This is a genomic window from Litoribrevibacter albus (assembly GCF_030159995.1).
Taxonomy (GTDB): Bacteria; Pseudomonadota; Gammaproteobacteria; order Pseudomonadales; family Litoribrevibacteraceae; genus Litoribrevibacter; species Litoribrevibacter albus.
Genome location: NZ_BSNM01000006.1, coordinates 1 through 17096 on the forward strand (window position 1 = coordinate 1; position 17096 = coordinate 17096).

At 45.7% G+C, this 17096-nt stretch carries 30 protein-coding genes; 29 read left to right on the plus strand and 1 reads right to left on the minus strand.

All coding sequences use genetic code 11. The features are described from left to right. From QQL66_RS04775 to rplQ, 29 genes are all read left to right on the plus strand, one after another. A partial coding sequence (locus QQL66_RS04775; RefSeq protein WP_348524833.1) for an EF-Tu C-terminal domain-related protein occupies nt 1-416 on the plus strand: 416 nt, incomplete at its 5' end. A 177-nt stretch (nt 417-593) separates the two neighbouring features. Then, complete coding sequence (rpsJ, locus tag QQL66_RS04780) at nt 594-905, plus strand: 30S ribosomal protein S10 (protein WP_284379400.1); 312 nt, start codon at nt 594-596, stop codon at nt 903-905. Nucleotides 906-1013: 108 nt separating this feature from the next. Beyond that, a complete protein-coding gene (rplC, locus tag QQL66_RS04785; RefSeq protein ID WP_284379402.1) occupies nt 1014-1652 on the plus strand; it encodes a 50S ribosomal protein L3 in 639 nt (212 codons plus the stop codon). 8 nt (nt 1653-1660) lie between these two features. Next, on the plus strand, nt 1661-2266 hold the full coding sequence (rplD, locus tag QQL66_RS04790; RefSeq protein WP_284379404.1) for a 50S ribosomal protein L4: 606 nt from the start codon (nt 1661-1663) through the stop codon (nt 2264-2266). Further along, entirely contained in the window at nt 2263-2559 is a 297-nt protein-coding gene (gene rplW / locus QQL66_RS04795) for a 50S ribosomal protein L23 (protein WP_284379407.1), read from the plus strand. The genes rplD and rplW overlap by 4 nt, the downstream gene beginning before the upstream one ends. Nucleotides 2560-2573: 14 nt before the next feature. Next, nucleotides 2574-3401 (plus strand): 50S ribosomal protein L2, encoded by an 828-nt coding sequence (gene rplB / locus QQL66_RS04800; RefSeq protein WP_284379409.1) that lies wholly within the window; start codon nt 2574-2576, stop codon nt 3399-3401. A gap of 12 nt (nt 3402-3413) precedes the next feature. Continuing rightward, nucleotides 3414-3689: a 30S ribosomal protein S19 gene (gene rpsS, locus QQL66_RS04805; protein WP_284379412.1), complete on the plus strand. Its 276-nt coding sequence runs from the start codon at nt 3414-3416 to the stop codon at nt 3687-3689. A gap of 18 nt (nt 3690-3707) precedes the next feature. After that, nucleotides 3708-4040 carry a 50S ribosomal protein L22 gene (gene rplV, locus QQL66_RS04810; protein ID WP_284379415.1) on the plus strand — a complete coding sequence of 111 codons (333 nt, stop codon included), beginning with the start codon at nt 3708-3710 and terminating at the stop codon, nt 4038-4040. Nucleotides 4041-4051: 11 nt separating this feature from the next. Then, nucleotides 4052-4729, plus strand: coding sequence for a 30S ribosomal protein S3 (rpsC, locus tag QQL66_RS04815; protein WP_284379418.1), 678 nt, complete (start codon nt 4052-4054; stop codon nt 4727-4729). A 14-nt stretch (nt 4730-4743) separates the two neighbouring features. Further along, entirely contained in the window at nt 4744-5157 is a 414-nt protein-coding gene (gene rplP, locus QQL66_RS04820; protein WP_284379420.1) for a 50S ribosomal protein L16, read from the plus strand. Further along, nucleotides 5157-5348, plus strand: coding sequence for a 50S ribosomal protein L29 (rpmC, locus tag QQL66_RS04825; protein ID WP_284379423.1), 192 nt, complete (start codon nt 5157-5159; stop codon nt 5346-5348). Before rplP ends, rpmC begins: the two co-directional genes overlap by 1 nt. A 1-nt stretch (nt 5349) precedes the next feature. Beyond that, a complete protein-coding gene (rpsQ, locus tag QQL66_RS04830) occupies nt 5350-5613 on the plus strand; it encodes a 30S ribosomal protein S17 (RefSeq protein ID WP_284379424.1) in 264 nt (87 codons plus the stop codon). A 31-nt stretch (nt 5614-5644) separates the two neighbouring features. Beyond that, on the plus strand, nt 5645-6013 hold the full coding sequence (gene rplN, locus QQL66_RS04835; protein ID WP_284379425.1) for a 50S ribosomal protein L14: 369 nt from the start codon (nt 5645-5647) through the stop codon (nt 6011-6013). A 15-nt stretch (nt 6014-6028) separates the two neighbouring features. Then, on the plus strand, nt 6029-6346 hold the full coding sequence (gene rplX, locus QQL66_RS04840; RefSeq protein WP_284379426.1) for a 50S ribosomal protein L24: 318 nt from the start codon (nt 6029-6031) through the stop codon (nt 6344-6346). A 16-nt stretch (nt 6347-6362) separates the two neighbouring features. Beyond that, a complete protein-coding gene (gene rplE, locus QQL66_RS04845; protein ID WP_284379820.1) occupies nt 6363-6902 on the plus strand; it encodes a 50S ribosomal protein L5 in 540 nt (179 codons plus the stop codon). A 9-nt stretch (nt 6903-6911) separates the two neighbouring features. Beyond that, on the plus strand, nt 6912-7217 hold the full coding sequence (gene rpsN, locus QQL66_RS04850; protein WP_284379428.1) for a 30S ribosomal protein S14: 306 nt from the start codon (nt 6912-6914) through the stop codon (nt 7215-7217). Nucleotides 7218-7272: 55 nt separating this feature from the next. After that, nucleotides 7273-7665: a 30S ribosomal protein S8 gene (gene rpsH / locus QQL66_RS04855; RefSeq protein ID WP_284379430.1), complete on the plus strand. Its 393-nt coding sequence runs from the start codon at nt 7273-7275 to the stop codon at nt 7663-7665. An 11-nt stretch (nt 7666-7676) separates the two neighbouring features. Continuing rightward, nucleotides 7677-8210 (plus strand): 50S ribosomal protein L6, encoded by a 534-nt coding sequence (rplF, locus tag QQL66_RS04860; RefSeq protein WP_284379433.1) that lies wholly within the window; start codon nt 7677-7679, stop codon nt 8208-8210. Nucleotides 8211-8219: 9 nt separating this feature from the next. Then, nucleotides 8220-8570, plus strand: coding sequence for a 50S ribosomal protein L18 (rplR, locus tag QQL66_RS04865; protein WP_284379436.1), 351 nt, complete (start codon nt 8220-8222; stop codon nt 8568-8570). A gap of 10 nt (nt 8571-8580) precedes the next feature. Next, nucleotides 8581-9081, plus strand: coding sequence for a 30S ribosomal protein S5 (gene rpsE / locus QQL66_RS04870; protein WP_284379439.1), 501 nt, complete (start codon nt 8581-8583; stop codon nt 9079-9081). Nucleotides 9082-9085: 4 nt separating this feature from the next. After that, nucleotides 9086-9271 (plus strand): 50S ribosomal protein L30, encoded by a 186-nt coding sequence (gene rpmD / locus QQL66_RS04875; protein WP_284379440.1) that lies wholly within the window; start codon nt 9086-9088, stop codon nt 9269-9271. Between the two features lie 3 nt (nt 9272-9274). Next, nucleotides 9275-9709, plus strand: coding sequence for a 50S ribosomal protein L15 (rplO, locus tag QQL66_RS04880; protein WP_284379442.1), 435 nt, complete (start codon nt 9275-9277; stop codon nt 9707-9709). Beyond that, entirely contained in the window at nt 9709-11022 is a 1314-nt protein-coding gene (secY, locus tag QQL66_RS04885; protein ID WP_284379445.1) for a preprotein translocase subunit SecY, read from the plus strand. Before rplO ends, secY begins: the two co-directional genes overlap by 1 nt. A 32-nt stretch (nt 11023-11054) precedes the next feature. Beyond that, entirely contained in the window at nt 11055-11171 is a 117-nt protein-coding gene (rpmJ, locus tag QQL66_RS04890; RefSeq protein ID WP_284379448.1) for a 50S ribosomal protein L36, read from the plus strand. A 116-nt stretch (nt 11172-11287) separates the two neighbouring features. Continuing rightward, nucleotides 11288-11644: a 30S ribosomal protein S13 gene (rpsM, locus tag QQL66_RS04895; RefSeq protein WP_284379451.1), complete on the plus strand. Its 357-nt coding sequence runs from the start codon at nt 11288-11290 to the stop codon at nt 11642-11644. A gap of 24 nt (nt 11645-11668) precedes the next feature. Beyond that, nucleotides 11669-12061, plus strand: a complete 393-nt coding sequence (gene rpsK / locus QQL66_RS04900) for a 30S ribosomal protein S11 (RefSeq protein ID WP_284379453.1) — start codon at nt 11669-11671, stop codon at nt 12059-12061. A 12-nt stretch (nt 12062-12073) separates the two neighbouring features. Next, a complete protein-coding gene (gene rpsD, locus QQL66_RS04905; RefSeq protein WP_284379455.1) occupies nt 12074-12694 on the plus strand; it encodes a 30S ribosomal protein S4 in 621 nt (206 codons plus the stop codon). 26 nt (nt 12695-12720) lie between these two features. Continuing rightward, complete coding sequence (locus QQL66_RS04910) at nt 12721-13722, plus strand: DNA-directed RNA polymerase subunit alpha (RefSeq protein ID WP_284379458.1); 1002 nt, start codon at nt 12721-12723, stop codon at nt 13720-13722. Between the two features lie 41 nt (nt 13723-13763). Then, entirely contained in the window at nt 13764-14153 is a 390-nt protein-coding gene (gene rplQ / locus QQL66_RS04915; protein ID WP_284379461.1) for a 50S ribosomal protein L17, read from the plus strand. Nucleotides 14154-14243: 90 nt separating this feature from the next. On the opposite strand, the gene uvrA is transcribed toward rplQ, so the two are convergent. Further along, nucleotides 14244-17066, minus strand: coding sequence for an excinuclease ABC subunit UvrA (gene uvrA, locus QQL66_RS04920; protein WP_284379463.1), 2823 nt, complete (start codon nt 17064-17066; stop codon nt 14244-14246). Nucleotides 17067-17096: the final 30 nt, after the last annotated feature.

Sequence of the window (17096 nt, forward strand, 5' to 3'; positions counted from 1 at the left end):
CTGGTGTTGAAATGTTCCGTAAGCTGCTTGACGAAGGTCGTGCAGGTGAGAACTGTGGTATTCTTCTTCGTGGTACTAAGCGTGATGAAGTTGAGCGTGGTCAAGTATTGGCTATCCCTGGTTCAATCACTCCGCACACCAAGTTTGAAGCAGAAGTATATGTGTTAGGTAAAGATGAAGGTGGTCGTCACACACCATTCTTCAAAGGTTACCGTCCACAGTTCTACTTCCGTACAACTGACGTAACTGGTTCTTGTGAACTACCTGATGGCGTAGAAATGGTTATGCCTGGTGATAACGTTCAGTTGTCTGTAACTCTAATTGCTCCAATTGCGATGGACGAAGGTCTACGTTTCGCGATCCGTGAAGGTGGTCGTACAGTTGGTGCTGGTGTTGTTGCTAAGATTGTTGAGTAATATCAGCAGACTTAAGTAAATAATACTGAGTTAAAAAAGGAGGCTTTGGCCTCCTTTTTTTGTGTGTCTTGTAGGGAGTTGACAAAAAATGATCAGTTGCTTACAATGCGCGTCCTTTTAAATGGGGTCGGTTCATCAAAAATGAACCGATGTTTATGATCTTGTGGAGTTTGGATAATGCAAAACCAAAAAATCAGGATTCGTTTGAAGGCTTTTGACTATCGCCTAATCGATGCTTCGACTCAGGAGATTGTTGAGACTGCCAAACGTACTGGTGCTCAGGTTCGCGGACCAATCCCAATGCCTACTCGTAAAGAGCGTTTTACTGTGTTGATTTCACCGCACGTAAACAAAGATGCTCGTGATCAGTACGAGATTCGCACTCATAAGCGTATGCTTGACATTGTTGAGCCAACTGAAAAAACAGTTGATGCGCTAATGAAGTTGGATCTGGCAGCGGGTGTTGATGTTCAAATTAGCCTTGGCTAAGACTGAGTATCTCATTTTTCACGTCGTAGACGTGATTCGATGTTTGGAACGCCTTGGAAAGGGCGACCATAGAGGGTGAAAGTCCCGTACAGATTGAGGAAGATAGTAATGACTATTGGTTTAGTAGGGCGGAAAAGCGGGATGACTCGCGTATTCACCGAACAAGGTGTATCCGTACCTGTTACAGTAATTGAGGTTGAACCAAACCGTATCGCTCAAGTTAAGACGCTTGAAGTTGATGGTTATAAAGCGGTTCAGGTTACAACTGGTTCTAAAAAAGCAAGTCGTTTGACTAAAGCTGAGCAAGGTCACTTTGCTAAAGCTGAAGTTGAAGCGGGTCGTGGTCTATGGGAATTTCGTGTAGATGGCGAAGAAGAGCTTGCAGTTGGTCAGGAATTGACCGTTGATCGCTTTGAAGCTGGTCAAAAAGTAGATGTATCTGGTACATCAAAAGGTAAAGGTTTCCAAGGTGGTGTTAAGCGTCATAACTTCTCGATGCAAGATGCAACTCATGGTAACTCATTGTCTCACCGTGCGCCTGGTTCGATTGGTCAGTGTCAAACACCTGGTCGTGTTTGGAAAGGTAAGAGAATGGCCGGTCAAATGGGTAACGCTAACGTAACTGTACAAACTCTTGAGATTGTACGTGTTGATGCTGAGCGTGGGTTGTTGTTAATCAAGGGTGCTGTTCCTGGTGCTCCTGGTAATGACGTTATCGTTAAACCAGCTATTAAAGCGCGCGGCTAGGAGGCAGCATGGAACTGAATATTACAGGTGCTGAAGGCACTGTTCAGGTATCTGACGTAGCTTTCGGTCGTGAGTACAACGAAGCACTGATCCATCAGGTAGTAACAAGCTATCTTGCTGGTGCTCGTCAAGGTACTCGTGCTCAGAAGACTCGTTCTGAAGTACGTGGCGGTGGTAAGAAGCCATGGCGTCAAAAAGGTACTGGTCGTGCACGTGCTGGTACTATTCGTAGCCCTATCTGGGTTGGTGGTGGTAAAGCATTTGCTGCTAAGCCTCAAGACCATTCACAGAAAGTTAACAAGAAAATGTATCGCGCTGCGCTACAGAGCATTGTTTCTGAACTAGTTCGTCAAGAGCGTCTAGTTATTGTTGACGAAGTGGCTTGCGAACAACCAAAAACTAAAGAGTTACTAGGTAAGCTAACTGAGCTTAACCTGGATAACGTATTGATTGTTTCTGAAAATGTTGAGCAAAACCTATATCTAGCTGCACGTAACCTTGTTGGTGTAGAAGTTCTAGATGCAGCTGGTATTGATCCTGTTAGCTTGATCGCGCATGAGAAAGTATTGGTTACGGTTCCTGCTCTTAAGAAGATTGAGGAGGCGTTATCATGAACCAAGAGCGCGTCTTTAAGGTTTTGCTAGGTCCACATGTTTCAGAAAAAGCTAGCGTTGTTGCAGAAAAGAACCAACAGGTTGTTTTCAAAGTTGCTCCAGACGCTACTAAACCTGAAATTAAAAAAGCTGTCGAGCAATTGTTCGACGTGAAAGTTGAGTCCGTCCAGGTTCTAAACCAGAAAGGTAAGACAAAGCGCACTGCGCGTGGTCTAGGTAAGCGTAGCGATACTCGTAAAGCTTACGTTCGTCTTGCTGAAGGCAGTGACATTGATTTTCTGGGCGCTGAGTAAGAAGGGGTAAGGTAATGGCAGTTATTAAGTGTAAACCTACGTCCCCGGGTCGTCGCCACGTTGTCAAAGTAGTAAGTGATGAGCTTCATAAGGGTAAACCTTATGCTCCACTGCTTGAGAAGAAGACGAAATCTGGTGGTCGTAACAACAATGGACGTATTACAACTCGTCACATTGGCGGTGGTCATAAGCAGCACTACCGTAAAATTGACTTCCGTCGTAACAAAGATGGTATCCCGGCAGTAGTTGAGCGTTTGGAATATGATCCAAACCGTAGTGCACACATTGCACTGATCAAATACGCTGATGGTGAGCGTCGTTACATCATTGCTCCTAAGGGTGTTAAAGCTGGCGATCCAATCGCGTCAGGCTCTGATGCGCCAATTCGTGCTGGTAGCACTTTGCCGCTTCGTAACATTCCTGTAGGTAGTACTGTTCACTGTATCGAACTTAAGCCAGGTAAAGGTGCTCAATTGGCACGTTCTGCTGGTGCTTCTGTTCAGTTGGTTGCTCGTGAAGGTGCATACTGCACACTTCGTTTGCGTTCTGGTGAAATGCGTAAAGTATTGTCAGATTGCCGTGCGACTCTTGGTGAAGTAAGCAACAGTGAGCACAGCTTGCGCCAACTTGGTAAAGCAGGTGCTTCTCGCTGGCGTGGTGTTCGTCCGACTGTGCGTGGTGTAGTTATGAACCCGGTTGATCACCCACACGGTGGTGGTGAGGGTCGTACTTCAGGTGGTCGTCATCCTGTTACACCTTGGGGTGTTCCAACTAAGGGACACAAGACTCGTAAGAACAAGCGCACGGATAAGTTTATTGTTCGTCGTCGCAACGCCAAGTAAGGGGAGTAGACTGTGCCACGTTCATTAAAGAAAGGTCCATTTGTTGACCATCATCTGATGAAAAAGGTTGAAGCTGCTTTGGAAGCTGGCGACAAGAAGCCAATTAAAACTTGGTCTCGTCGTTCGACGATCTTCCCAGAATTTGTTGGGTTGACCATTGCAGTTCATAACGGACGCCAACATGTACCTGTTTTCGTAAACGAAGACATGGTAGGTCACAAGTTGGGTGAATTTGCTGCGACACGTACTTACCGTGGTCACGTAGCTGATAAGAAAGCCAAGCGCTAATCCTAGGGGTATTTAAAGATGGAAGTATCCGCAGTATTAAAAGGTGCGCGTCTGTCTGCTCAAAAAGCACGCTTGGTTGCCGATCAGGTGCGCGGTAAAGAAGTAGCAGAAGCGCTAGACATTTTGGCCTTCAGTCCTAAAAAGGGCGCTGCAATTATCAAGAAAGTTCTTGAATCTGCCATCGCTAACGCAGAGCACAATGAAGGTGCTGATATCGATGAATTGCGTGTAAGCACAATCATGGTAGATGAAGGTATGACTCTTAAGCGTATCAAGCCTCGTGCTAAAGGTCGCGCAGATCGTATCTTGAAGAGAACTTGTCATATCACTGTTAAAGTAGCGGACAATTAGGAGACGGCCAGATGGGTCAGAAAGTAAATCCAACAGGTATCCGCCTGGGCGTTACTAAAGATCATAACTCGATCTGGTACGCTGATGGCAGTGCCTATGCAGACAAGCTGCTAACAGACCTTAAAGTTCGTAAGTTCCTTGAAGAACGTCTTGTTAAGGCATCTGTAAGCAATATTATTATCGAGCGTCCTGCACAGAATGCTCGCATCACTATTCACACTGCTCGTCCTGGTATTGTGATTGGTAAGAAAGGCGAAGATGTAGAAAAACTACGTCAAGAAGCTTCTAAGATGATGGGTGTACCTGTACACATCAACATCGAAGAAATTCGTAAGCCTGACATGGATGCAAAACTGGTAGCTGCTAACGTAGCTGGTCAGCTAGAGCGTCGTGTTATGTTCCGTCGTGCAATGAAGCGTGCTGTACAAAATGCTATGCGTCAAGGTGCGAAGGGTATCAAGATCCAGGTAAGTGGTCGTCTAGGCGGTGCTGAGATTGCTCGTACTGAATGGTATCGTGAAGGTCGTGTACCTCTACATACTCTACGTGCAGACATCGATTACGCGACATACGAAGCATCCACAACTTACGGCATCATTGGTGTTAAAGTTTGGATCTTTAAAGGCGAAGTTTTGGGCGGTATCGAAGAAGTTCGAGCTCAAAAAGCGTCTAAGAAAAAAGCTAAGTAAGGGGGTAATGAATTATGTTACAACCTAAACGTATGAAATTCCGTAAAATGCAGAAAGGCCGCAACCGTGGTCTTGCTAATCGCGGAAGTAAAGTTAGCTTTGGTGAGTTCGGCCTTAAAGCTACTGGTCGTGGTCGCATCACTGCTCGTCAAATCGAAGCAGCGCGTCGTACTATGACTCGTCACATTAAACGTGGCGGTAAGATCTGGATTCGAGTATTCCCAGACAAACCTATTACCCAGAAGCCTCTTGAGGTTCGTCAAGGTAAAGGTAAAGGTTCTGTAGAATACTGGGTTGCGCAGATTCAGCCAGGTAAAGTGTTGTACGAAATGGAAGGTGTTAGCGAAGAACTAGCGCGCGAAGCATTCGCTCTAGCTGCCGCTAAGCTACCTGTATCAACAACCTTTGTAACGCGAACGGTGATGTAATGAAAGCGAGTGAATTGAGAGAAAAAAGCTCTGAAGAGCTACAGCAACAACTACTCGACTTGCTACGCGACCAGTTTAACTTGCGTATGCAGAAATCGACCGGTCAATTGAGCCAAACGCACTTGCTTACTCAAGTTCGTAAGGACATTGCTCGCGTAAAAACTGTGCTGAACCAGAAAGCAGGTAATTAAGATGACAGAACAGCAAACAAATGCGCGCACTGTCTCAGGTAAAGTCGTGAGCGACAAGATGGATAAAACCATCACAGTACTTGTTGAGCGTCGCGTTAAACACCCAATCTATGGGAAGTATGTTAAGCGCTCTACAAAAGTACATGCGCATGATGAGAGCAACCAGTGCCGTCTAGGTGATGTGGTTACTATTAGTGAAACTCGTCCATTGTCTAAGACTAAGTCTTGGTCCTTGGTCGAAGTCGTTGAAAAAGCAGCCGACTAAGTCGGCGACAACATAGGTATTGGAGTGAACTATGATTCAAACTCAGACAATGCTTGACGTCGCTGATAACAGCGGTGCACGTCGTGTGATGTGTATCAAGGTCCTAGGCGGTTCACACCGTCGTTATGCGGGCATTGGTGACATCATTAAAGTTACAGTTAAAGAAGCTATTCCTCGCGGTAAAGTGAAGAAGGGCCAGGTAATGAACGCTGTAGTTGTTCGTACTAAGAAGGGTGTTCGTCGCCCAGACGGTTCTATCATTCGCTTTGATGGAAATGCTGCAGTTTTGTTGAACGCATCAGAAGCGCCAATTGGTACTCGTATCTTTGGTCCGGTAACTCGTGAGTTACGCTCTGAGAAGTTCATGAAAATCATTTCCCTTGCACCTGAAGTGCTATAAGGGGGGAGGAGAATTATGAATAAACTCAGAAGTGGCGATGAAGTAATCGTAATCGCGGGTAAAGACAAAGGTAAGCGCGGTAAAGTATCTCGAGTACTTAACGATGGTCGTTTGATTGTTTCTGGAATTAACCTAGTTAAGAAACACCAGAAGCCAAACCCATTCCTAGGTACACCGGGTGGTATCGTTGAGAAAGAAGCTGCAATTCAGACTTCTAATGTTGCAATTTTCAACACTGCAACAAACAAAGCTGATCGCGTAGGCTTCAAGGTGCTTGAGGACGGCAAGAAGGTTCGTATCTTCAAGTCTAATCAAGAAGTTATTGATGCATAAGGCATTGGGTACGACAATGGCAAGATTAAAGCAATTTTATCAAGATCAAGTTGTACCCAAGCTGCGCGAGCAGTTTGAGTACAAAAATGTAATGGAAGTGCCTCGCATCACCAAAATTACTCTTAACATGGGTGTTGGTGAAGCTATTGGCGATCGTAAGCTAATCGAAAACGCTGTTGCAGATATGGAGCAGATCTCAGGCCAAAAGGCTGTTGTGACTCGCGCTCGTAAATCTGTAGCTGGCTTTAAAGTTCGTGAAGGCTGGCCGATCGGTTGTAAGGTGACTTTGCGTAACGATCAAATGTGGGAATTCTTGGACCGCTTCATGAACATCGCGCTACCTCGTGTACGTGATTTCCGTGGTGTTAATCCAAAATCATTTGATGGTCGTGGTAACTACAGCATGGGTATTAAGGAACAGATTATCTTTCCTGAGATTGATTATGATAAAATCGATCGCCTTCGCGGTATGGATATCACTATCAGCACTACAGCGAACACCAATGAAGAAGGCAAGGCTTTGTTAGAAGCCTTCAACTTCCCATTCCGCAAGTAAGGGGTTGACATGGCAAAGGTATCAATGAAACAGCGCGAACTAAAGCGCGAAAAACTTGTAGCCAAGTATGCTGAAAAGCGTGCTGCCCTAAAAGCAATTATCTTGAGCCCAGAAAGCTCTGATGATGAAAAGTGGGAAGCGCAGCTTAAGCTGCAACAACTGCCTCGTGACTCTAGTAAAGCTCGTCTACAGCGTCGCTGTCAGCTTACTGGTCGTCCACACGCAGTTTATCGCAAGTTCAAACTAAGCCGTATCATGCTTCGCGAAGCTGCGATGCGCGGTGACGTTCCTGGTTTGAAAAAAGCAAGTTGGTAAGCGGTTGTGCCCTCTTATGAGGGCCTTCTGCTGCACAACCTAGGAGTAGACCTAAATGAGTATGCAAGATACGTTGGCGGATATGTTTACCCGTATCCGTAACGGACAGATGGCTGAGCACCTAAGTGTTTCAATGCCGTCTTCAAAGCTTAAGGTTGCTGTAGCTAACGTTCTTAAGAGCGAAGGTTACATCAGCGATTTTTCAGTAACTGAAGGTGTTAAACCTGAACTTACTGTAGATCTTAAGTATTTCGAAGGTAAGCCAGTTATTGAGCGTATTGAGCGTGTATCACGTTCTTCTTTGCGTCAATATCGTGGTGTTAATGATCTGCCTAAAGTAGAGGCTGGCCTAGGTGTGGCTATCGTTTCTACTTCTAAAGGCGTTATGACTGACCGCCAAGCTCGTAAAGAGAACGTTGGTGGTGAAGTTCTTTGCACGGTATTCTAAGGGAGGGCAGGATGTCTCGAGTAGCTAAAAGCCCTGTCGCAATACCGAGCGGTGTTGAAGTGAAAATCGACAGTGAAAAAGTAACGATTAAAGGCGCTAAGGGCAGTCTTGAGTTAGCTTTGAATGGCACTGTTGAAATTAACCAAGAAGACAACCAGCTAACTTTCGCTGCGAAAGATGGTAGCAAGCAATCGCGTGCTATGTCTGGTACTACCCGCGCTTTAATCAACAACATGGTTGTTGGTGTGACTCAAGGTTTCGAGAAGAAACTTGAGCTTAAAGGTGTTGGTTACCGTGCTGCAGTTCAAGGCAAAAAGTTGAATCTTCAATTAGGTTTCTCTAACCCAGTTGAATATGAATTGCCTGAAGGTATTACTGCTGAAGCGCCAAGCCAGACTGAAGTCGTTCTTAAAGGCATCAGTAAGCAGCAAGTTGGTCAAGTCGCAGCTGAAATCCGTGCATTCCGTCCACCTGAGCCTTACAAAGGTAAAGGCGTCCGCTACGCAGACGAAACGGTTCGTACTAAAGAAGCTAAGAAGAAGTAAGGGTAGGGTATGCTTAGTAAGAAAGAAAGTCGCTTGCGTCGTGCCCGCCGTTCTCGTTCTCATATGCGTGAATTGGGTGCGTCTCGTTTGTGTGTTAATCGCACATCACAACATATTTATGCGCAAATCATTTCTGGTGACGGAAACAAAGTACTAGCGTCAGCTTCTACTTTGGATAAAGAATTGCGTTCTGGTGCAACTAGTAATAAAGATGCAGCTGCAAAAGTAGGTGAGCTTATCGCTAACCGTGCTAAAGAAGCAGGTGTAACTAAAGTTGCTTTCGACCGTTCTGGTTTTAAGTATCATGGCCGCGTTAAAGCTTTAGCTGACGCAGCTCGTGAAGCTGGCCTTGAGTTCTAAGGGGTAGAAGATGTCAAATACAGAACAAACTACTACCGAATTGCAAGAGAAGCTAGTACAGGTAAACCGTGTTGCGAAAACTGTAAAAGGTGGTCGTATCTTCGGTTTCACAGCTTTAACTGTAGTTGGTGATGGCCAAGGTCGTGTAGGTTTCGGTCGTGGTAAAGCACGTGAAGTGCCTGTTGCTATTCAAAAAGCAATGGAATCTGCACGTCGTAATATGATTACTGTTCAGCTTGACGGTAACACACTTCAGTACCCTGTTACTGCTCGTCATGGCGCTTCTAAAGTGTACATGCAGCCAGCATCTGAAGGTACTGGTGTAATTGCAGGTGGTGCAATGCGCTCTGTACTAGAGCTTGCGGGTGTTCAGAACGTACTAGCTAAGTGCTACGGTTCAACGAACCCAGTAAACGTTGTTCGTGCAACGTTTAACGGCTTGAAGCAGATGAAATCACCTGAAGAAGTTGCTGCTAAGCGTGGCCTTTCAGTGGACGAGATTCTGGGGTAATACGATGGCTGGTAAGAAAGTACAAGTAAAACTGGTTCGTAGCCCAATTTCTACTCTGCCTAAGCATAAGCTTTGCGTTAAGGGTCTAGGTCTACGTAAGATTGGTCAAGTAGTTGAACTTGAAGACACGCCATCAGTTCGTGGCATGATCAACAAGGTTAACTACCTAGTAGAAGTTATAGGGGAGTAAGCTATGCGTCTTAATTCTCTAAGCCCAGCACCAGGCTCAAAAACTGCTAAAAAGCGTGTAGGTCGTGGTATCGGTAGCGGTCTTGGTAAGACTGGTGGCCGTGGTCACAAAGGTCTTAAATCACGTTCTGGCGGCAGCGTAGCTCCTGGTTTTGAGGGTGGTCAACAGCCATTACAACGTCGTCTTCCTAAGTTTGGTTTCACTTCACGTAAGTCTCTTGTAACTGCAGAGATTCGCCTAAGTGAGCTAGCTAAAGTTGAAGGTGATGTAGTTGATTTGAACGCATTGAAAGCTGCTGATGTTGTAAACGGCAGCATTCAATACGCCAAAATCATCCTATCTGGCGAAATTAATAAAGCAGTAACGGTTAAAGGTTTGCGCGTAACTAAAGGCGCTAAAGCTGCAATCGAAGCTGCAGGCGGTAAGGTTGAAGAATAATGGCTAAAGCAGGAGCATTGCCAGCAGGTGCGGCAAGTGGCTTAGGTGAGTTAAAATCTCGCCTGTTATTTGTATTTATGGCTATCGTTGTTTATCGCATCGGTGCTCATATACCTGTACCTGGAATTAATCCAGATAGACTGGCAGCCTTGTTTGAGCAAAATCAGGGAACGATTCTAAGCCTCTTCAATATGTTTTCCGGAGGGGCTTTGGAGCGCATGAGTATTCTTGCGCTCGGAATTATGCCTTATATTTCTGCGTCCATTATCATGCAGCTTCTAACTGCAGTATCTCCTCAATTGGAGGCACTGAAGAAAGAAGGTGAAGCTGGGCGTAGAAAGATCAGCCAATACACGCGTTACGGTACCGTGGTTCTTGCAACCGTTCAGGCATTAGGTATGTCTATGGGGCTTGCAAGTCAGGGTATCTCGTTTACAACAGGTTTTTCTTTCTTCTTCGTCGCTACAACCACACTTGTTTGTGGTGCAGTGTTCTTGATGTGGTTAGGAGAGCAAGTAACCGAACGTGGTATCGGTAATGGTATATCTATCCTGATTTTTGCTGGTATTGTTGCAGGGCTTCCTTCAGCGATCGGGCAAACCTTCGAAACTGCTCGTCAGCAGGATGGTATGTCGTTCCTTGGTTTGATCGTTATCTCGCTTTTAGCAGTAGCGACGATTGCTTTTGTTGTATGGATGGAGCGTGCTCAGCGCCGTATTACTGTCCATTATGCAAAGCGTCAGCAAGGCCGTAAGGTTTTTGCAGCGCAAAGCAGTCATTTACCGTTAAAAGTGAATATGGCGGGTGTTATTCCACCGATTTTTGCTTCTAGTATCCTGTTGTTCCCAGCTTCTCTTGGTCAATGGTTTGGTCAAGGTGAGGGTATGGAATGGTTGCAGGAAGTAGCATTGGCTCTCGCTCCAGGTCAGCCGCTTTACCTGATTTTGTTTACATTAAGTGTTGTGTTCTTTTGCTATTTCTACACAGCGTTAATGTTCAATCCTAAAGATGTGTCAGACAATCTCAAACGTTCTGGCGCATATGTACCGGGGATTCGTCCTGGTGAACAGACTTCACGATACATTGATAACGTACTTTCGCGTTTAACTCTGTTCGGTGCTGCTTATATCGCTGCGGTATCTTTATTACCTCAGCTTTTAGTGATCTTCTTTGATGTACCTTTCTATTTTGGTGGTACCTCGTTGTTGATCGTAGTAGTAGTGATCATGGATTTTATGGCGCAAGTGCAATCTCATCTGATGTCTAGCCAGTACGGTTCGCTGATGAAGAAAGCTAACCTTAAGGGCGCTTAAGCCTGGTTAGCACTTGAATTGGAGATGCGATCATGAAAGTACGTGCATCAGTAAAGAAAATTTGTCGTAACTGTAAGATCATTCGCCGTAACGGTGTTGTGCGTGTAATCTGCGATGCAGAACCACGTCACAAGCAGCGTCAAGGCTAATTATCTGAACGGTGGGTGCAACAGTGCTTGATTTTTATTTGATCACGCATTATGCTGTTGCGCCTTTCACGATAGTCGTGAACAATTCGTTACGAAAGTTTAACGGAGTAATTTAGATGGCCCGTATAGCAGGCGTCAATATTCCAGACAACAAACATGCGGTGATTTCACTCACCTACATTTTTGGTATTGGTCGTACAACTTCTCAGAAGATTCTTTCTTCTGTAGGTGTTGAGCCAACTACTAAGATAAAAGACTTGTCTGAAGAAGTATTGGATAAAATTCGTGCGGAAGTTGCTAAGTTTGACACTGAAGGTGACTTACGCCGTGAAATCAATATGAACATCAAGCGGCTTATGGATTTGGGTTGCTACCGTGGTCTTCGCCACCGTCGTAGCCTTCCTCTACGTGGTCAGCGTTCTAAAACGAATGCTCGTACCCGTAAAGGTCCTCGTAAGCCTATTAAGAAATAATCTTTGATAGCAGGAAACTGAAGCATGGCAAAGCCAAGCAGTTCAAAGGCACGTAAAAAAGTTAAAAAGCAAGTTGCGGATGGTATCGCACATATCCACGCTTCTTTTAACAACACCATCGTGACTATTACTGACCGTCAAGGCAATGCTCTAGCATGGGCAACTGCAGGCGGATCTGGTTTCCGTGGTTCTCGTAAGTCTACGCCGTTCGCAGCTCAGGTTGCGGCAGAGCGCGCAGGTACTGCAGCGCAAGAGTATGGTCTTAAGAACCTGGATGTAGAAGTTAAGGGCCCTGGCCCTGGTCGTGAATCCGCAGTGCGTGCACTAAACGCATGTGGTTACAAGATCAGTAACATTACGGACGTAACACCTATTCCTCATAATGGTTGTCGTCCTCCTAAGAAGCGTCGCGTGTAAGAAGGGGGCAGTATGGCTCGTTATATCGGACCAAAATGTAAACTGTCTCGTCGTGAAGGCACCGATCTTTTCTTGAAAAGTGGTGCCCGTGCACTTGATTCTAAGTGTAAGCTAGAGACAGCTCCGGGTCAGCACGGCCAACGTCGTGGTCGTTTGTCTGATTACGGACTACAGTTGCGTGAGAAACAGAAAGTACGTCGTACTTATGGCGTTCTTGAGAAACAATTCCGCAACTACTATAAAGAAGCAGCGCGTCTTAAAGGTGCAACTGGTGAAAACCTGTTGAAACTTCTTGAGGCACGCCTAGATAACGTTGTTTATCGTATGGGCTTTGGTTCTACTCGTGCAGAAGCACGTCAGATCGTAAGCCACAAAGCGATTCAAGTTAACGGTCGCACAGTTAACATCGCTTCTTTCCAAGTAGCTCCTGGCGACGTGATTAGCGTTCGTGAAGGTGCGAAAGGTCAACTTCGTATCCAAAGTGCTCTTGAATTGAGCAAAAACCGTGCAGCGGTTGAGTGGATCGAAGTAGATGAGAAGAAGCTGGAAGGTACGTTCAAGGCTGCTCCTGAACGTTCTGATCTGTCGGCAGAAATTAACGAAAACCTGATTGTTGAGCTTTACTCTAAGTAACAGGTATAGCTAATTAAGAGGCAACTATGCAGCGTTCCGTGAACGACTTTTTAGTTCCACGTCACATTGATGTGACTGAATACAGTAACACACGCGCGAAGGTGGTTCTTGAGCCATTGGAGCGTGGATTTGGTCATACGCTGGGTAGTGCGTTGCGTAGGATCCTGCTTTCTTCTATGCCTGGTGCTGCTATCGTTGAAGCTGAAATTGATGGCGTTCAACATGAGTACAGTGCAATTGAAGGTGTGCAGGAAGACGTAATTGAAATTCTGTTGAACCTTAAAGGTGTAGCTGTTCGTATGCACGAAGCAGACACTGCTACTTTAAGCCTGTCTAAGGTTGGTCCTGGTCCTGTATTGGCAGGAGACATTCAAGTTGATCACTCAGTGGAAATTGCTAACCCTGAGCACGTAATCGCTAACTTGAATGAAGCAGCAGAGTTGAAAATGACTCTTAAAGTTGCAAAAGGTCGCGGCTATGAGCCAGCTGATACGCGTGAATCTGATGAAGACGAAACTCGTCCAATCGGCCGCCTACAGTTGGATGCCACGTACAGCCCAATTCGTCGTGTTGCCTACAGTGTAGAAAGCGCGCGTGTTGAGCAACGTACGGACCTGGATAAGCTGGTGATTGATTTGGACACTGATGGCACTATTGAGCCTGAAGAGTGCATTCGCCGTGCAGCAACTATCCTACAGCAGCAGTTAGCTGTGTTCGTCGATCTTGAGAATGAAGCTGAGCCGGAAGTTAAAGAAGAAGAAGATCAAATTGATCCAATCCTTCTTCGTCCTGTTGACGATCTGGAGCTTACAGTTCGTTCTGCAAACTGTTTGAAGGCTGAGAACATTTACTACATTGGTGATCTAATTCAACGTACTGAAGTTGAATTGTTGAAGACACCAAACCTTGGTAAAAAGTCTCTGACGGAAATCAAAGATGTACTAGCTTCTCGCGGTCTGTCTTTGGGTATGCGTCTAGAGAACTGGCCTCCAGCAAGTTTGAAAAACGACGACAGAGTAAACCCGTAATCAGAGCATCCGAACTCTGATGTTTGGTAAGGAATTAAATCATGCGTCATCGTAAGAGTGGTCGTCACTTTAATCGTACAAGTGCACATCGCCAAGCGATGTTCAAGAACATGACTGTATCGCTTGTTGAGCATGAAGTTATTAAAACAACTCTACCTAAAGCGAAAGAATTACGTCGCTTTGCAGAGCCTTTAATTACTCTTGCTAAAAAAGATACAGTTGCTAACCGTCGTTTAGCTTTTGCTCGTACTCGTAGCAATGCAGCGGTAGGCAAATTGTTCAATGAACTAGGTCCTCGTTATGAGAACCGTCCTGGTGGTTACATCCGTATCCTTAAGTGCGGATTCCGTGCAGGTGATAATGCGCCTATGGCTATCGTTGAGTTAGTCGATCGTCCTTTGCCAGCTGGCGAAGACAGCGCAGAAGATTAATAAAAAGCCGGGTTTAACACCCGGCTTTTTATTGTCTGGCTATTTACATTCTAGCCGGCGTAAAAAAGGGAGCTTATGCTCCCTTTTTATTTAGTTCTCTAGCATGGCTTTTAGATAATGCCCGGTATGGGAGCCTGCTACTTGTGAAACCTCTTCAGGTGTACCTTCGGCAATAATGGTACCACCTCCCTTACCTCCTTCTGGACCTAAGTCCACGATCCAGTCTGCCGTCTTAATCACATCAAGATTGTGCTCAATAACTACGACGGTGTTTCCTCGATCACGAAGCTTATGCAGTACTGTGAGCAGTTGCTGTATATCATGGAAGTGAAGCCCTGTTGTTGGTTCATCCAGAATGTAAAGCGTATTGCCGCTGTCCCTCTTAGAAAGTTCTTTAGATAGCTTCACCCGCTGAGCTTCACCGCCTGACAGTGTAATAGCACTTTGCCCCAGCTTTATGTAGCCAAGGCCAACATCCAATAAGGTTTGAAGCTTTCTGGCAATGGCTGGAATGGCATCAAAGAATTCCCGTGCATCCTCAACCGTCATATCCAGAACTTGGTGAATGTTTTTTCCTTTATAGGTAATTTCGAGGGTCTCTCGGTTGTAACGTTTTCCTTTACATATGTCACATGGAACATAAATATCAGGTAGGAAGTGCATTTCTACCTTGATCACCCCATCACCCTGGCAGGCCTCACAGCGCCCACCTTTGACGTTAAAGCTAAAACGACCTGGTTTATAGCCTCTAGAACGAGCTTCTTGTGTTCCTGAGAAAAGCTCACGAACGCCGGTGAATATACCTGTGTATGTGGCTGGGTTCGAGCGTGGTGTACGGCCAATCGGACTTTGGTCTATATCAATAACCTTATCTAGGTGCTCAACCCCATTGATGTCCTGGTAAGGTGCGGTGGTTGACTGATGTGCCCCGTTAAGTTTGTGGGCCATGATCGGATAAAGGGTTGTATTGATTAGCGTTGATTTACCTGATCCGGAAACACCGGTGACACAGGTCATAAGCCCAATAGGGAGTTTAAGGTTTACATCTTTTAAGTTATTGCCACCGGCACCAAGCAGTTCTAACCAGGAATCACTTACAGGATGTCGTTGAGCGGGCACTTCAATTTGTTTGATACCTGACAGGTATTGTCCGGTTAACGAGTTCTTGTCTGAGCTAACTTCTTCAGGTGTACCCTGTGAGATCACTTGACCGCCGTGAACGCCTGCTCCTGGACCGATATCAATTACGTAATCCGCAAGTTTAATGGCATCTTCATCGTGTTCGACGACAATAACTGTATTGCCGAGATCGCGAAGACGCTTCAGTGTTTCAAGCAGGCGATCGTTGTCTCGTTGATGGAGGCCAATAGAAGGCTCATCGAGAATGTACATCACGCCTACCAAACCGGCGCCGATCTGACTTGCAAGACGAATTCGCTGGGCTTCACCGCCGGAGAGGGTGTCTGCACTTCGGTCCAAAGTCAGGTACTCCAGTCCTACATTGACCAGAAAGTGAAGGCGATCGCCAATTTCTTTAACAATTTTGTCGGCAATCTGAGCTTTTGCCCCTTCGAGTTCCATTGATGAAAACAGCGCTTGAGCATCACCAACCGACAGTCTCGTGACGGATGGTAAAGTTTGTTCATTAACAAAGACATGGCGAGATGACTCTTTTAATCGAGCACCATCGCAGCTAGGACAGGGCTGAATACTAAGGTAGTTTGAGAGTTCTTCTCTGACTAATGGACTTTCAGTTTCTTTGTAGCGTCTGTCCAGGTTTGGTAACACACCCTCAAAGCTTTGTTCTTTAAAATACACATCGCCTTTGGCTGTAACATGTTTGAACGCTACTTTCTCACTGCCCGAGCCTTGAAGGATGAGCTTCTTGAACTTTGAATCAAGATCCTTCCATGCCGTGTCTAGTGAAAAGCCATAATGGTTGGCGATGGAGTCGAGAAGCTGGAAGTAATACAAGCTGCGTTTATCCCAGCCTTTAATAGCCCCGGTTGCCAGAGACAGTGATTCATCAACGACAATCTTTGATTGATCAAAAAACTGTTTTGTCCCTAGCCCGTCACAGGTAGGGCAGGCCCCTGCCGGGTTGTTGAATGAAAAAGATCTTGGCTCTAGCTCTGCAATGGAATAACCGCAGCTCGGGCAGGCATGCTTTGCAGAGAAGGTAAGGTCCTCCTGATCGCTGTCCATATAAGCGACCAATGCAATCCCTTCAGAAAGCTCTATGGTGGTTTCTAGGGATTCCGCCAGTCTTGTTTCAATCTCAGGTTTGACTTTGAGGCGGTCGATGACCACTTCAATTGTATGTTTTTTGTTTTTGTCTAAGTCCGGACGTTCATCCAGTTCATAGATGCGACCATTAATTCTTACGCGAATATAGCCTTTCGCTTGTAGATCTTCGAACAGATGCAGGTGTTCGCCTTTTCTGTTACGAACCACCGGAGCCAGAAGCATGATTTTGCTGTCCTCCGGTAAGGTCATGATCTGATCCACCATCTGGCTGATGGTTTGAGCTTGTAGCGGTAAGTCATGAGTAGGGCAGCGGGCTTCACCGACACGAGCAAAGAGCAGTCTTAAGTAGTCGTAGATCTCGGTAACCGTACCAACGGTTGAACGAGGATTGTGTGAAGTTGATTTCTGTTCGATGGAAATGGCAGGAGATAAACCTTCAATGCTATCTACATCAGGCTTTTCCATCATGGACAAGAATTGGCGTGCGTAAGTAGAAAGACTTTCAACATAACGTCTTTGGCCTTCTGCGTATAACGTATCAAAGGCCAGTGAGGATTTTCCTGAACCGGATAGGCCGGTGATAACTACCAGCTTGTCCCGAGGGATATCGAGGTCGATATTTTTAAGGTTGTGTGTCCTGGCGCCGCGAACGGAAATCTTGTCCATTAAAGCCTCTAGCCCAAATAATAAAAGGAA

Excerpts from the sequence above, each read along its gene's own strand:
- rpsN (WP_284379428.1), top strand. The coding sequence starts at position 6,912 with ATGGCAAAGGTATCAATGAAACAGCGCGAACTAAAGCGCGAAAAACTT.
- rplQ (WP_284379461.1), top strand. The coding sequence starts at position 13,764 with ATGCGTCATCGTAAGAGTGGTCGTCACTTTAATCGTACAAGTGCACAT.
- rplN (WP_284379425.1), top strand. The coding sequence starts at position 5,645 with ATGATTCAAACTCAGACAATGCTTGACGTCGCTGATAACAGCGGTGCA.
- rplB (WP_284379409.1), top strand. The coding sequence starts at position 2,574 with ATGGCAGTTATTAAGTGTAAACCTACGTCCCCGGGTCGTCGCCACGTT.
- rplO (WP_284379442.1), top strand. The coding sequence starts at position 9,275 with ATGCGTCTTAATTCTCTAAGCCCAGCACCAGGCTCAAAAACTGCTAAA.
- rpsD (WP_284379455.1), top strand. The coding sequence starts at position 12,074 with ATGGCTCGTTATATCGGACCAAAATGTAAACTGTCTCGTCGTGAAGGC.
- rplR (WP_284379436.1), top strand. The coding sequence starts at position 8,220 with ATGCTTAGTAAGAAAGAAAGTCGCTTGCGTCGTGCCCGCCGTTCTCGT.
- rpmC (WP_284379423.1), top strand. The coding sequence starts at position 5,157 with ATGAAAGCGAGTGAATTGAGAGAAAAAAGCTCTGAAGAGCTACAGCAA.
- rpsJ (WP_284379400.1), top strand. The coding sequence starts at position 594 with ATGCAAAACCAAAAAATCAGGATTCGTTTGAAGGCTTTTGACTATCGC.
- uvrA (WP_284379463.1), bottom strand. The coding sequence starts at position 17,066 with ATGGACAAGATTTCCGTTCGCGGCGCCAGGACACACAACCTTAAAAAT.
- rplW (WP_284379407.1), top strand. The coding sequence starts at position 2,263 with ATGAACCAAGAGCGCGTCTTTAAGGTTTTGCTAGGTCCACATGTTTCA.
- rpmD (WP_284379440.1), top strand. The coding sequence starts at position 9,086 with ATGGCTGGTAAGAAAGTACAAGTAAAACTGGTTCGTAGCCCAATTTCT.
- rplE (WP_284379820.1), top strand. The coding sequence starts at position 6,363 with ATGGCAAGATTAAAGCAATTTTATCAAGATCAAGTTGTACCCAAGCTG.
- rplC (WP_284379402.1), top strand. The coding sequence starts at position 1,014 with ATGACTATTGGTTTAGTAGGGCGGAAAAGCGGGATGACTCGCGTATTC.
- rplP (WP_284379420.1), top strand. The coding sequence starts at position 4,744 with ATGTTACAACCTAAACGTATGAAATTCCGTAAAATGCAGAAAGGCCGC.
- rpmJ (WP_284379448.1), top strand. The coding sequence starts at position 11,055 with ATGAAAGTACGTGCATCAGTAAAGAAAATTTGTCGTAACTGTAAGATC.
- rpsM (WP_284379451.1), top strand. The coding sequence starts at position 11,288 with ATGGCCCGTATAGCAGGCGTCAATATTCCAGACAACAAACATGCGGTG.
- rplD (WP_284379404.1), top strand. The coding sequence starts at position 1,661 with ATGGAACTGAATATTACAGGTGCTGAAGGCACTGTTCAGGTATCTGAC.
- rplX (WP_284379426.1), top strand. The coding sequence starts at position 6,029 with ATGAATAAACTCAGAAGTGGCGATGAAGTAATCGTAATCGCGGGTAAA.
- secY (WP_284379445.1), top strand. The coding sequence starts at position 9,709 with ATGGCTAAAGCAGGAGCATTGCCAGCAGGTGCGGCAAGTGGCTTAGGT.
- rplF (WP_284379433.1), top strand. The coding sequence starts at position 7,677 with ATGTCTCGAGTAGCTAAAAGCCCTGTCGCAATACCGAGCGGTGTTGAA.
- rpsH (WP_284379430.1), top strand. The coding sequence starts at position 7,273 with ATGAGTATGCAAGATACGTTGGCGGATATGTTTACCCGTATCCGTAAC.
- rpsQ (WP_284379424.1), top strand. The coding sequence starts at position 5,350 with ATGACAGAACAGCAAACAAATGCGCGCACTGTCTCAGGTAAAGTCGTG.
- rplV (WP_284379415.1), top strand. The coding sequence starts at position 3,708 with ATGGAAGTATCCGCAGTATTAAAAGGTGCGCGTCTGTCTGCTCAAAAA.
- QQL66_RS04910 (WP_284379458.1), top strand. The coding sequence starts at position 12,721 with ATGCAGCGTTCCGTGAACGACTTTTTAGTTCCACGTCACATTGATGTG.
- rpsK (WP_284379453.1), top strand. The coding sequence starts at position 11,669 with ATGGCAAAGCCAAGCAGTTCAAAGGCACGTAAAAAAGTTAAAAAGCAA.
- rpsC (WP_284379418.1), top strand. The coding sequence starts at position 4,052 with ATGGGTCAGAAAGTAAATCCAACAGGTATCCGCCTGGGCGTTACTAAA.
- rpsE (WP_284379439.1), top strand. The coding sequence starts at position 8,581 with ATGTCAAATACAGAACAAACTACTACCGAATTGCAAGAGAAGCTAGTA.